The 12,513-nt window shown below is 66.5% G+C and carries 14 protein-coding genes; 2 read left to right on the top strand and 12 right to left on the bottom strand.

Annotated elements, in window-relative coordinates:
* Positions 1-61 precede the first annotated feature (61 nt).
* The 7 genes from DL240_RS13170 to DL240_RS13140 all read right to left on the bottom strand — a co-directional run bounded on the left by DL240_RS13170 (position 62) and on the right by DL240_RS13140 (position 5,467).
* Positions 62-328: a hypothetical protein gene (locus tag DL240_RS13170; RefSeq protein WP_111730362.1), complete on the bottom strand. Its 267-nt coding sequence runs from the start codon at positions 326-328 to the stop codon at positions 62-64.
* 39 nt (positions 329-367) lie between these two features.
* Complete coding sequence (locus DL240_RS13165; protein WP_111730361.1) at positions 368-1,930, bottom strand: polyamine aminopropyltransferase; 1,563 nt, start codon at positions 1,928-1,930, stop codon at positions 368-370.
* A gap of 40 nt (positions 1,931-1,970) precedes the next feature.
* Positions 1,971-2,402 carry a DUF350 domain-containing protein gene (locus tag DL240_RS13160; RefSeq protein ID WP_111730360.1) on the bottom strand — a complete coding sequence of 144 codons (432 nt, stop codon included), beginning with the start codon at positions 2,400-2,402 and terminating at the stop codon, positions 1,971-1,973.
* 30 nt (positions 2,403-2,432) lie between these two features.
* The gene (locus DL240_RS13155) at positions 2,433-3,563 is read right to left on the bottom strand and encodes a hypothetical protein (protein WP_111730359.1); all 1,131 of its coding nucleotides are present in this window, start codon (positions 3,561-3,563) and stop codon (positions 2,433-2,435) included.
* Positions 3,564-3,567: 4 nt separating this feature from the next.
* On the bottom strand, positions 3,568-4,104 hold the full coding sequence (locus DL240_RS13150; RefSeq protein ID WP_111730358.1) for a DUF4178 domain-containing protein: 537 nt from the start codon (positions 4,102-4,104) through the stop codon (positions 3,568-3,570).
* Positions 4,105-4,258: 154 nt separating this feature from the next.
* Complete coding sequence (locus DL240_RS13145; protein WP_111730357.1) at positions 4,259-4,924, bottom strand: MarC family protein; 666 nt, start codon at positions 4,922-4,924, stop codon at positions 4,259-4,261.
* A gap of 132 nt (positions 4,925-5,056) precedes the next feature.
* Complete coding sequence (locus DL240_RS13140; protein WP_111730356.1) at positions 5,057-5,467, bottom strand: hypothetical protein; 411 nt, start codon at positions 5,465-5,467, stop codon at positions 5,057-5,059.
* Positions 5,468-5,683: 216 nt separating this feature from the next.
* On the opposite strand from DL240_RS13140, the gene DL240_RS13130 reads away from it, so the two are divergent.
* Positions 5,684-6,607 (top strand): hypothetical protein, encoded by a 924-nt coding sequence (locus tag DL240_RS13130; protein ID WP_111730354.1) that lies wholly within the window; start codon positions 5,684-5,686, stop codon positions 6,605-6,607.
* 9 nt (positions 6,608-6,616) lie between these two features.
* Here the strand turns inward: DL240_RS13130 and phnE (DL240_RS13125) are convergent, their stop codons facing one another.
* From phnE (DL240_RS13125) to phnD, 4 genes are read right to left on the bottom strand one after another with little or no spacing between them, the layout of a single operon-like run.
* On the bottom strand, positions 6,617-7,432 hold the full coding sequence (gene phnE, locus DL240_RS13125; RefSeq protein WP_111730353.1) for a phosphonate ABC transporter, permease protein PhnE: 816 nt from the start codon (positions 7,430-7,432) through the stop codon (positions 6,617-6,619).
* Positions 7,432-8,244, bottom strand: coding sequence for a phosphonate ABC transporter, permease protein PhnE (gene phnE, locus DL240_RS13120; protein ID WP_111730352.1), 813 nt, complete (start codon positions 8,242-8,244; stop codon positions 7,432-7,434). The genes phnE (DL240_RS13125) and phnE (DL240_RS13120) overlap by 1 nt, the downstream gene beginning before the upstream one ends.
* The gene (gene phnC, locus DL240_RS13115) at positions 8,241-9,032 is read right to left on the bottom strand and encodes a phosphonate ABC transporter ATP-binding protein (RefSeq protein WP_111730351.1); all 792 of its coding nucleotides are present in this window, start codon (positions 9,030-9,032) and stop codon (positions 8,241-8,243) included. Before phnC ends, phnE (DL240_RS13120) begins: the two co-directional genes overlap by 4 nt.
* A 24-nt stretch (positions 9,033-9,056) precedes the next feature.
* Positions 9,057-10,058, bottom strand: a complete 1,002-nt coding sequence (gene phnD / locus DL240_RS13110) for a phosphate/phosphite/phosphonate ABC transporter substrate-binding protein (protein WP_111730350.1) — start codon at positions 10,056-10,058, stop codon at positions 9,057-9,059.
* Positions 10,059-10,279: 221 nt separating this feature from the next.
* Here phnD and DL240_RS13105 point away from each other — a divergent pair, with 221 nt between their 5' ends.
* Positions 10,280-11,782 carry a DegQ family serine endoprotease gene (locus DL240_RS13105; protein ID WP_158542557.1) on the top strand — a complete coding sequence of 501 codons (1,503 nt, stop codon included), beginning with the start codon at positions 10,280-10,282 and terminating at the stop codon, positions 11,780-11,782.
* Positions 11,783-11,906: 124 nt separating this feature from the next.
* Here DL240_RS13105 and DL240_RS13100 read toward each other — a convergent pair whose 3' ends face one another.
* A complete protein-coding gene (locus DL240_RS13100) occupies positions 11,907-12,404 on the bottom strand; it encodes a TM2 domain-containing protein (RefSeq protein ID WP_111730348.1) in 498 nt (165 codons plus the stop codon).
* Positions 12,405-12,513 lie beyond the last annotated feature (109 nt).

Below are 12,513 nucleotides of genomic sequence, written 5' to 3'. Positions count from 1 at the left end.
TTCGAGGCGACTCCCGGTCGTTGCAGGTTGTTGAAATTAAAGGGGAAAAGGTGGTCGTGGGTTATTTTCCGCCGTGCAGTCCGCCGCCCCGGAAACTGCGGTTCCCCACGCTGCCCAGGCGCCCGGAGCGGTGGAGGCCCGGGCGTCCCACGCCGTAGTAGCCCGCGCGGCCGTAGTACACGATCCGCTGGTCGTTACGGGTGCGGACGAGGTCGTTTTCGTGGTCGACCGGCGGGCTGTTATCCGGGCTGAAGACAAAGGCCAGGGCGGTAAAGGCCCCGAAGACCAGCACGCAGAAGACGCCGAGTACGAGGAGGTGTTTGAGCATGGGGGGAGTCCTGTTGCCTCGCCGGGGGGGGGCGGGGAGTCAGTTCCAGCTTCGCCAGTCGTCCTGAAAGTAGTCGATGATCACCGGGCGCATCAAGGTGTTGACCTCCACCGGATGTTGCGCGGTGAGATCGGGGGGGAAGTGGAAGAGCTCGGCGTCGTGGGCCGTGTCGTAGAAGCGGCCTCGGTGCTCTTTGAGCGGCGCCGGCGCCGGGGTGCCGTCGGTGGCCAGGGCAAAGCCCCACTCGCCAAAGCTGGGGACGTTGGCGTGATAGGGGTGCACGCTCCAGCCGGCGCGCTCCAGGGTTTGGACGGCCGACCAGTAGGAGCGGTTGGCAAAGAAGGGGCTGCCGAGCTGGGCGACCATCACGCCGCCGGGGCTCAGCAGTTCGTGCAGGCTCACGTAGAAGGTCAGCGAGTAGAGCTTGGCCAGGGATTCGTGGTGGGGGTCGGGCAGATCGACCACGATCAGGTCGTAGGGAGCGGTGCGCTGCGGGTCGAAGTCTCGCACAAAGTTGAACGCGTCGAGGTTGAGCACCTCGACCGGCAGGTGCTCAAAGGCCTCTTCGTTGAGCTGGTGCAGGAGCTCGTGGGAGCGGCCCAGCCGGGTCATCGCCGGGTCGAGATCGACCAGGGTGATTTGCTCAATGTCCGGGTAGTGGCCCAGCTCGCGCAGCGCCAGGCCGTCGCCGCCGCCCAGCACCATCACACGGCGCAGCGTGCGGAGCCGGCTGGCCGCCGGGTGGATCAGCGCCTCGTGGTAGCGGTATTCGTCGCGGGAGGAGAATTGCAGCGAGCCATCCAGATAAAGGCGCAGGTCGTCGCCGCGCCGGGTCATCACGATTTTCTGGTAGGGGGTCTGCTCGACGTACACCAGGGGGTCTTCGTAGAGCTCGCGCTCCACCACCCGCTCCAGGGGCCGGGCGTAGATGAGGGCGCCTCCCAGCACCAGCAGGGCGATGAGCGAGAGGGCCACCATCGCCCGTCCGCGGCGAAGCATCGGCCAGAAGACCCGGACCATGACCAGAGCCACCACCACGTTGAAGAGTCCGATCAAGAGCGAGGAGCCCATCAGCCCCCACACCGGCAGCAGCACCAGGGGGAAGGCCACCCCGCCCAGGAGGGCACCCAGGTAGTCGACGCCCATCATCTGGCCCACGGTCATGCGCAGGTCACGGCGCAGCTCCTCGCTGATGCGAATCAAGAGCGGCATCTCCAGGCCCACCAGGGTGCCCAGGCCCAGGATCAGGGCGACCCGGCCCAGCTCAAAGAGCGCGCCGAAGGCGTAGAGGTAGAAGAGCACAAAGGCCGAGAGCCCGCCGATGACCCCGACCAGGATCTCGGTGAGCACGAAGATATCGACCAGGCGCGCGCGGATGCGGGTGGAGAGGAACGCGCCCAGACCGTAGGCCGACATAAAGAGGCCGATGGTCATGGAGTACTGGAAGGTGCTGTTGCCCAGCAGGTAGGTGCTCACCGTGCCGACGATCAGCTGGTAGACGATCCCGCAGATGGAGACCGCGCCTACGCTCAACGCCAGGATGCTCAGCAGGAGGCGTTCGCGGCGAGTTGGCGGGCGCGGAGGGGATTTGGGGGGGCTCATAGCGCGGGCGGGGTCGGGGAGCAGGGGCGGCGGTGAGGCGTCAGAGCACGCCGTGAATGATCACGGCGAAGGCGATGAAGTAGGAGCCCTCGATCAATCCGACGGCCAGGTTGTCTTCGATGTGGATCTGCTTGTTGAAGTCGTAGGAGGTCAAAGCCACCAGCATCAGGCGCCCGACCCAGAGCATCATCAGCCCCAGCAGGTAGAGCCCGCCCACCAGCACGATGTCCATCCACAGCGAGCTGGCCATGCGCTCGCCAGCGACGAGTCCGTGCAGGATGATGCCGGCGGCGATCAGAAACATGCCCTTGCTGGCGCCCACCGCGGAGTTGCGGTCGCCGACCAGCTCTTTTTCTACATCAAAGGGCGCGATGACTTTGTAGGCATAGCGCGCCAACACCAGCGCAATCATCCCGCCGATGCTCCATCCCAGGATCTGGGTGATCATCTCGCCGAGCTGTGCAACGTCCATGGTAGTCCTCTCACAGGGGATAACAGGCCATCACCCTCGGGCGGGAGGCCGGGGTTTGATGTCGACGAATTCAAGGTCTTGCCAGGCCAGAATCTCGACCAGATTCCACTCCGACTCGTCGCGCTCTTTGTAGGTGATGTGTTCCAGGAGGTAGGTGCCCCGGGCCGACTCCTGGGGGAGGGATTCGGGGGTGTACATCCGGGCGTGGTAGGCGCTGGTGTAGAGCTGCCCGTGCAGGGTGGTCTTGAGCGTGCCCTCCCCGCTGTTGTTGGGGTCGTAATAGAGGGTCTGGCCACGGAGGCGCAGCTGATTGGGGCGCGGGTTTTGGGCAATCATCGCCTGTTCCCCCTCGCTGAGGGAGGCATCCAGGAGCATGTAGCGGCGCTTGCGGGTGTGATCGTTGCCCTCGGAGTCGGTCCACTCCTCTTCGTAGGTCTCCACGGCCAGGTAGCGCTCCCCGCCGTAGGCATTTTTGAGGCGCAGCTCGTAGCCGGGTTCTTCGCCGGCCTCGCCATGCTCGCGGACATCGACCACGGTGAAGGCTTCGCCTTTGACGTTGAGTGTGGAGTCCGGGCCCAGGGTCTTTAGGACCTTTCGGGTTACCCGGGTGCGCCGCATCGCGACCACGCCGGCGATGACGAGGAAGACCAGAAAGCCGATGAAAAAGGGCGCTGAGCCCACTTTGCGCGGCTGGCTGGCCAGCAGGCGCGCGCGCATCGGTACGGGGGATCCGAGGTTGGATTCGTAGAGGTCGATGACGACCTGGTAGCGCGCGGGTTCGGCGACCCGGAAGTTAAAGGTGCTCCGGGTGTACTGCTCATTCCAGGTGCCGCTCTGGCCCTCTTCGTGCCAGGTGCCCTGCTGGTGCCAGTAGGCGTCTTCGAGCTCAAAGACCGGGTTGCCTTCGGAGGTGAGGAGCGACGCGCCGAGGGCCACGGAGCCGTTCAGGGGAAAGCGTCCGGGGAACTCCAGGTCCAGGGTGTACATCGGCCCCGTCTCCAGCGTGACCGGGGCCATCCCCCGGGTCGGCGTGGTCGCATCGAGGTGGAAGCCCTCCTGGTGAACCGGGGTCTTGGTGAGCCCCAGGCGCCCGTAAAGGGCTCCGCCCAGGCAGAGCAGCGCGAAGAAGAGGGGGAGCAGCGGCCGATAGCGAATCATCATCGTGTCAGTCCGGCTGGGCCATCAGGTCAAGGGAGCCCTCGGAGACGGCGTGTCCCACCATCACTTCGTATTCGCCTTCGCCCCAGCGCTGAATGCTCAGGCGAGCGTCTGACGAGGCGCGGTAGTCCCAGGAGTAGGCGGTGGTGCGGGTCTGGCTGCCGCTTTCCCGGCTGATCGTGGCGTCGCTTTTGCCCTTTTCCCGGAGTCGAAAGAGCTGTCCCTGGTACTCGATCTCGGTCGGCGGTTCCTGGTGGATCGGCCATTCAACCGGGCGGTAGAGCGCGATGCTGAGTTCGTCGTCATCTTCGACCGAGAGCCAGAGGCGCTCATCGCTGCCCCCGTAGAGGAGGTAGTCGTGCCAGAAGAAGCCGTTGGCGTGATTTACGATCCGCTGGCTGACGATGTAGGTCTCATCCAGGTGCACCACCACGTCGCCGATCTCCAGCGAGCTCAGCGATACGGTGCGCCCCGGGGGCAGGGCGAGGGGGCGGGGGGAGCGCCCCAGGAGCTTGAAAATCCAGCGTTTGATCCAGTTCAGCACGGTTCACACGACCCTTTTTCGGTATCTCTCAACGTGCCGGACATCTAGCACGGAGCCAGGGGGAGTGTAAACGTGGGGGGATGCGTAAGGGCGGCGATTGGGAGGGAGAGGGTGGACATTCGGGGAGAGCAAGGCGTGCGTAGGCGCCGGGGGATCAGCTTGCTCCGAAGAAGCTTTTGAGGCCGCTTAAGCCGATTTGTATGCCCATCGCGATGATGATCAGTCCCATGAAGCGGGTCATGATGTCGCGATAGAAGGACTGGGAGTGTTCGCGCTCGTCGGCGCCCTCTTCGGCGTCATGGGCCGAGGCCCTGCGTGCCGAGACGTAGAGCACCACCCAGAGCACAAGCGCGGTCACGCCCACGGCGATCAGCGCCTCCCAGGGCAGATCTTTTTGGCTCTGGGCCGAGAGGGTGATCACCCCGGTGATGGGGCCAGGGCCCCCGGCAAAGAGGATCAGCGGGCCCAGGGCGGCCTGGTGTGCTGAGGGCTCCGATTGAGGGTTGGCCGCGTCGGGGGCGCCCGGGGAGGGGCCGGCCGGCTGCTGGCTGCCCATGAGCATGGCCGCGCCGATGCCCACCAGCACCGCCCCTCCGGTCACCGAGAAGGCGTCGACCGAGACTCCGAAGACGCCCAGGATTTTTATGCCCAGGAGCGCGGAGGTTCCCAGGATGATCAGGGTGGCCAGCGTGACCTGTGTGGCGTCTTTGCGCTGCACCTGGCCGGGCTGGCCGGCCTCAATGCTGGTGAACATCGCCAGACACACCGCCGGGTTGACCAGCGAGAGTATGGTGACAATGGCCTGCAGAGTGCTCTCCATGGTGCTCCCCCCGGGAGGTGTGATGCGGTGTGGGTGATGCGCGTGGTTTCGGGCACTCTTAAAGGTGGTCCGGGCCCGGGGGCCGACAAGGCGTGCGCGCTGGCGGGTAGGAGGGGATGGAAGGGGAGGAGGTCAGGGCGTGGCGCGCAGCTCCAGGAGTGCGTGGGTGTCGCCGTGAGGGCCCTGGCAGAAGAGCTCGGTCAGGGTGGTGGACTCTACGCGGACCGGCTCACAGCCCTGCGGGTTCACCGGGCCGAAGTCGCCCTCGCCACTGGCGTGGAGGATGGAGAGGGTGCAGGTCTCTACCGCGGTGGCGCTCCAGCACAGGCGCAGTATGTCGCCGGCGCGAAAGCCCTGCGTCGGGGTGGCTCGGAGCTCGGAGGTGGGTGTGGGGGAGGAGGGCGCGGTGTCTGGGGGCGCCGCTGGCGAGCGCGTGGTCTCGGTGTCGGGCGTGGGGGGAGGGACTGGCCCGGGAGGCGCCGGGCGTTGGCAGGCGCCCAGGAGCGTGGCAGCGGTCAAGAGGAGCGCAAGGAGAAGGGGCATGGAAAAAGATGGGGAAAAGGCTGTGGAAAAGCTCGGGAGAGCCCGTGCGGCAAGGGGGGCGTTGAGCCGGGGCGCGGGGTGGGGCATCGTCAAGACTGCGACGGGGGGAGCACGCGACCGGGAGGTTGAGGGTGCCTTTGGAGGCGTCGGGTTGACAAGAGCTGCGGCGGCGACGCGGGTGATGGGAGCGAAGGCCAGACGTGATGGGAGTGTGGGATGAGAGAGTTTGAGCGGATCATCGGGATCGACTGGGCCGGGGCCGGCCGCGACGACCAGCGGGTGGGGCTTCGCATCGTCGAGGCGGCGGCCGGACAGCCCGCGCGCGAGGTGCGACCGCCGGGCACCCGGGCCAGAAACTGGAAGCGGGTGGAGGTTTTTGATTACCTGCGCGAGCTTTTGCGACCCGATGCACCGCGCACTCTGGTGGGGATCGACGCCTCGCTGGGCTACCCGGTGGGAGCGGCCTCGGAGGTCTTTGGCGTGGAGAGCTGGCGCGCGCTGGTGGCGCGGATCGCCGCGATGCGCCGGGACGCGCCTACGCTCGATGCGTTTCTCGATCGGGTCAATATGCCTTTTGCCGAAGAGGTGGGCGTGCCGCTGTATTCGCGCGACCGGGAGGGGCGGGCGTGGGATCGGCCTCACCACAGCCCTGGCGAGTTCTACAGCGCGCGGGGCGTGGCGTACTGGCGGATGGTGGAGCTCTTTTTGCCGCAGTCTTTGAGCGCGTTTTATATGGGTCCGGGGCCGATGGTCGCCGGCCACACCCTCACGTGTCTGGCGATGCTCGACGCGCTCCTGACGTTGCGCGACGCCGGTGAACTCGATGTGAGCGTGTGGCCGCAGGAGGGGGGCTTGTCGGGCACGCATCACGTGATCGCGGAGTGCTATCCGTCGATGCTACCGCGAGATACGACGATTCAGGATAAGGATCTGCGCGACGCGCAGGCCATCGCAGTCTGGCTTCTGGAGCAGTCGCAGCGTGGCACGCTCGACGGGTTTTTGAAGGAGGTGGAGCGTGTGCCGAAAAAGGTGGCGCAGGTGATCGCCGAGGAGGGGTGGGTGCTGGGTGTGCGGCTTCCGAAACAAGCGCCAGCGCTGCTGGGATGTTGGCCACACACCGAGGACGGGGAGGTGTCCTGAGTTAAATCATTAAATCACAGCGGCGCGTGCCTTGGCCGAGACCCACTCCGAGAGCACGACGGTGCCCAGAATGACCAGAAAAATAACGCTGACCCGGCTCCAGGCCAGGGTGTCGATGGCCCCCTGCAGCGCCATGCCGATGCCGCCAGCACCGACGAGCCCCAGCACGGTGGCCTCGCGGATATTGATGTCCCAGCGGTAGACCGAGATGCCGGCAAAGGCCGGGGCGATCTGCGGGATCACGCCAAAGGTGAGCACCTGCAGGCGGCTCGCGCCGGTGGAGGCCACGGCCTCCACGGTGTGGGCGTCGATCTCTTCGATCGCCTCGTAGAGGAGTTTGCCGCAAAAACCCACCGAGCGCAGCGCGATGGCGATGATGCCGCTGAGCATGCCCGGGCCGAAGATCACCACCAGCATCAGCGCCCAGATGATGGAGTTGACCGAGCGCGAGGTTACCAGCAGGGCCAGGGCCACCGGGCGTACCAGGGCCCGGGAGGGCGTGGTGTTGTTGGCCGCCAGAAAGGCCAGTGGCGAGGCAATCATCACGCCCAGGATGGTGCCCAGGGTGGCGATGTGGATGGTGTCGATGACCGGACCCCACAACTCGGTGAGGTAGCTCAGCCGCGGCGGCCACATGCGCATGGCCAGGTCGGCGCCCTGGAGGGGGGCCGAGCCCACAAACTCCCAGGTGGTCTGGTCGCTGATGATCTTGGCGCAGAAGACCACCAGCGCGGCCACGGCCAGCGTCGCGCCAAAATGGCGAGCGCTGGCGGCGCGGTCGCGTCGCCGCCAGATACGTGTGTCGCCCTGAATCTCGACAGGCATCAGAGAACCCTTCGGCGGATGGCGCCGGCGAGGTACTCGGCGACAAAGACGGTGGTGATGATGAGGATGAGGATGGCCGAGACGGCCTCGAATTCGTAGCGATCAAAGGCCGTGGTCAGGGTGGCGCCGATGCCCCCGGCGCCGACGATGCCGATGACTGCCGATTCGCGGAAGTTGATGTCCAGGCGGTAGAGCGAGAGGCCGATAAAGCGGGGCATGATCTGGGGGAGCACCGCGTAGACGACCTTTTGCAGCCAGGAGGCGCCCACCGAGTCGATGGCCTCGACCGAGTTCCATTGAATGGCTTCGATATCTTCGGCGATCAGCTTGCCGAGAAAGCCAATGGTGGAGACCACCAGGGTGACCACGCCGGCAAAGGGCCCGAAGCCAAACATGGCCACGAGCATGATGGCCAAAATGATCTCGTGGAAGGCGCGGGTCACCGCCAGGATCGCGCGGCAGACCAGGTAGACCGGGCGAGTGGCCAGGTTGCGGGCCGCTCCCAGCCCCAGGGGCACCGAGAGGGCGATGCCGGCGGCGGTGGCCACAACCGTCATGGTCAGGCTCTCCAGGATGCCGGCGCGAATGTCGCTCCAGCGGGTGAAAAAGTCCGGGGTGAGCGCGGCGGCAAAGAACTCGGTGGCGCGGCTCAAGCCTTCGAGCAGGCGCGGCAGGTCGATATCCACCGAGGAGAGGGCCCAGATAAGATAGAGGGTCGCGCCCAGGTAGAGGGTCCAGCGCGTGCGGGGGTTGGCGATGCGCGGGGGGCGTCGCCAGGTGCGGGGCGTCTGGGAGGGAAGCGTTGCGCTCACGCGGCCACCCCCTCGCCGGCGGTGTCGAGGTGGGTTTGGTCCGAATCCCAGTCTTCGCCGCCGTAGATCTCGGGGAGCACCGCGTCGGTGAGCTCGGCCGGGGCGCCGTCAAAGACGATGGAGCCGGCCTGCAGGCCGACGATGCGGTCGGTGTAGGCGCGGGCCAGGGGCACGTCGTGAATGTTGATGATCGCGGTGAGATCGCGCTCTTTGCACAGGTCGCTCAAAAGCTGCATGACCTGGCGAGCGGTGCGGGGATCGAGGCTGGCGGTGGGCTCGTCGACCAGCAGGAGTTCGGGCTGCTGCATCAGGGCGCGGGCGATGCCCACGCGCTGGCGCTGGCCGCCGGAGAGGGCGTCGGCGCGGCGGTCATGCAGCCCCTTGAGTCCCACGGTCTCCAGAAGATCGAAGGCGCGCTCAACATCGGCCGGGGGGAAGCGGCGCAGCAGGCTGTCGAGAAAGCTCACGTAGCCCAGGCGCCCGCTGAGCACGTTCTCCATCACCGTGAGGCGGTCGACCAGGGCGTAGTCCTGAAAAATCATCGCGATGCGCCGGCGTGCCTCTCGGAGCTCGGCGCGCGAGAGGTTGCTGAGTTCCTGGTCGCCGAGTTTGACCGAGCCGGCGGTGGGTTCGACCAGGCGATTGATGCAGCGGATCAGCGTGGATTTGCCGGCGCCCGAGGGGCCGATCAGCGCCACGAGCTGGCCGCGGGGCACCTGGAGATCGACCGAGGGCAGGGCGACAAATCCGTCGGGGTAGCGTTTGTGCAGACCTTGGAGGGTAAGCATGGTCGGGGCCTTGGCTCAAAAAGGTTATCGGCAGGCGTAGCCGGGGTTAAACACCTGGTCGATCTGGCGGATCACCGCCCAGTGTTCGGCGTAGGAAATGGGGATGAAGCCGTCTTCGTCGGGGAACTCCTCATCGAGCACCGAGCCCTCCCAGGGGAAGCTGAAGAAAGCCCGGCGAATCGCCTCTTCCAGCTCCGGATGCAGGTTGTAGGCTACGCCAAACCCGGTGGTGGGGAAGGTCTTGGAGGTGTAGAGCGTGCGGATCTGGTCGCGGGGGACTTTGCCCTGCTCAAAGAGGCGGTCGGTGACCACGTTGGCCACCGCGGCGGCGTCGTAGTCGCGGTTGAACACGCCGAGTAGTGAGTTGTCGTGGCGTCCGGAGTAGGCGACCTCGAAGTCGCGTTCGGCCTGGAGATCAAACTCCGATCCCAGCAGCGCCGAGGGGGCCTTAAAGCCGGAGTTGGAGGTCGGAGAGGTGAAGGCCAGGGTGTGGCCCCGCAGCTTTTCAACCGAGGTGATGGGGCTGTCGACGTGGGTGATCAGCTCCATCTCGTAGCCAAAAGAGCCATCGGCGGCGGCCATCATCGCCAGGGGCTTAAAACCCGCGCAGTTGACCGCCAGGGGGAGGCTCCCGGTGTTGAATCCGGCGATGTGCAGGCGTCCGGCGCGCATCGCCTCGATCTGGGCCGCGTTGGAGCCCACCGGGAAAAACTGCACTCGTCGGCCGGTCTCGGCCTCCAGGTGTTTTAAGAAGCCGTTCCACACATCGCGGTACTGCGCCGGATCTTCGACCGGGGTGTAGGCAAAGATCAGGGTCTCGGGGTTGAGCCAGCGCTGGCCCGTGGGGTCGCGGTCGGCGACCAGGTCGCCGTCGCGGTCGCAGAAGCGGGGGCGGTCGAGCTGGCCCTCCTGGCACTCGCCATCGACCCAGTCACCGACGCGCTCACAGCCCGCCAGCGTGGAGAGGACCAGCGCAGCAGCGAGCGCCAGGGGCCATCGGAAGGGCTGGCAGGCGACCTGGAACATACGACACATCGAGGGTTTAAGGGGGCTTGGGTGGGGCCTGTGATGGCCTTCCTTATAGCGCAGAGGTTCGCGCTCGCCAACGGGCGGGCCCAGATGTGAGGGGGCGGGAATGATTTTTGAGAGGGCGATCGTTGAAAATCCCGCCTGCCTCGACGCCACGTTTTGGGCGTCAGGGCGCATAAAAGCAGATGGAAAAGACGATGGAGACAGGAGAAAAGCTCATGCGAAAAGCTGGATCTGTGATCGCGTTGCTGGCGGCCACAAGCGTGGCCTGTTTTCAACCCGAGAGTGCCCCGGACCCCGAGGTCAGCGCGCCGGCGGTCGAAGAAGCCCCGGTGGACCTGAGCGCGCTCCAAAAGATTGAGCCCACCGGCGGGGCCGACCTGCGGGTGAATCAGGCCGAGATGGCCATGCGCCTGGAGCTGCCCGATATGGTCGCTCAGGTGATGCCCTCGGTGGTCGGCATTCATACCGAGCGGGCCGTGCGCCAGCGTAGCTCGCCATTTGGTCGTTCTCCCTTTGGCGGGCATCCCTTCTTTGGGCCCCGCGGGGGGCCGCAGCCCCAGGAGCGGGTGCAGGAGGGCATCGGCTCCGGGGTGATCGTGGATGCCGAGGGGGTGGTGATCACCAACAACCACGTGATCGAGGGCGCCGACACCATCACGCTCACCTTGCATGACGGGCGAGAGTTTGAGGCCGAGGTGGTGGGCACCGATCCGCAGAGTGACATCGCGGTGTTGCGCTTCAAAGAGGCGCCCGCCGACTTAAAGGCCATCGTGTTTGGCGACAGCGATTCCCTGCGCCTGGCCGAGTCGGTGGTGGCCATCGGCAACCCCTTCGGGCTCTCGAGTACGGTGACCCTGGGGATTGTCTCGGCCAAGGGGCGCGGCAATATGGGGATTGTCGATTACGAGGACTTCATTCAGACCGACGCGGCGATCAACCCGGGCAACTCCGGGGGGCCGTTGGTGAACCTGCGCGGGGAGCTGGTGGGGATCAACACGGCCATCCTCTCCAAGAGCGGCGGGTATCAGGGGGTGAGCCTGGCCATCCCCTCGACGATGGTGCAGGGGGTGATGCGGGGGCTGATCGAAGAGGGGCGCGTGAGTCGGGGGTGGCTGGGCGTGGCGATTCAGGAGCTGACGCCGCGGCTGGCCGAAGCGCTGGGGGAGAGCGGTCGCCGCCAGGGCGTGGTCGTCAGTGATGTGCAGCCGGAGAGCCCGGCGGAGCGCGCCGGGCTGCAGCGGGGCGACATCATCACCGCGATTGCCGGGCGCTCGGTAGATTCGCCGGCGGAGCTGCGCAACCGGGTGGGGATGAATCAGCCGGGCACCGAGGTGGAGATCACCTTTGTGCGCCAGGGCCAGGAGATGAAGGGGCGTCTGGCGCTGGGGTCGGTCGACGAGGCTCAGGGGGCGTCGGCTCCGGGGTCGGTCGGAGCGCCGGTGGAGGGGCTGAGCCTCCAGGCGCTGGATCAGGGATTGCGCGCCCAGCTGCGGATTCCGGCGGCGGTGCGCGAGGGCGTGGTCGTGACCGAGATCGAGCCGGGCAGCCCGGCGGCGCGCCTGCGTCTGCGCCCGGGCGACGTGATTCTGGAGGTGAACCGCCGTTCGGTGAGCTCGCCGCACGATGTGAGCAAGCACTGGGAGGCCTCCCGCGCGCAGGTGCTGGTGCTCCTCTATCGGCAGGGCGCCACGATCTTTATGACCTTGCCCGTCGACTAAGCGTTGCGGGAGGCTTTGTAAAGAGAGGCCTCCCGCAGCTCGTATGACGAACGAAAAAAGCCCGCTCCAGCGGGCTTTTTTTGTGGGCGCGGCCCGCCCCGGGGGCTTTGCCGGCGATGCGCGGTCAGCGATGCGAGTGGGCCGGCACGCGCTCCTCGGGAGCTTCGACGTGGCCATCCTGGCCCATCTCGCGCTCCAGACGCGCGAACTCGTCGGCCAACGGGTCGTCGAGGAGCCGGTCGAGCTCCTCTTCGGCCAGCGCTTCTTCGCTGCGGGGGGCTTGATGAGCGAGGGTGCGCTGGTCGGGCCGGGCGTGATGCGGCGGGTTTGTGATCTGGCGACGCCCCTGCTGCCCGTCCGGGGTGGGCGGCGCCAGGCGGTAGCCCTGAGCGTCGCGGAAGCGGCCCATCAGGATGGTCATCACGTCGATGGCCCACCAGAGTACGAAGCCGCCGCCGGTGAAAAACATCAGCAGGCCGCTCAGGATTTTGCCGGCGTAGAAGCGGTGCACGCCAAACATGCCCAGAAAGACCGCCAGGGTGAAGGCGACCACCTGGCTGCGGTGGCTAAAGGTCTCGGGGGGCCGAGAGTGCGGCGTTTCAATGGGGAGGTAGTCGGTCATGGTCGAGGGCTCCGATCGGTGTGCTTTTGGGGACGGGGCGGGCGCCGAGGGGCCCGCGCTCGTCCTTCTAACGCGCGGGAGCGCGAACCTATTTAGGTCTACGGGGGCT

It is taken from the genome of Lujinxingia litoralis, assembly GCF_003260125.1.
Classification (GTDB): domain Bacteria; phylum Myxococcota_A; class Bradymonadia; order Bradymonadales; family Bradymonadaceae; genus Lujinxingia; species Lujinxingia litoralis.
Note: the sequence above shows the minus strand (reverse complement) of the source record. Positions and strands in the feature narration are given on the sequence as shown.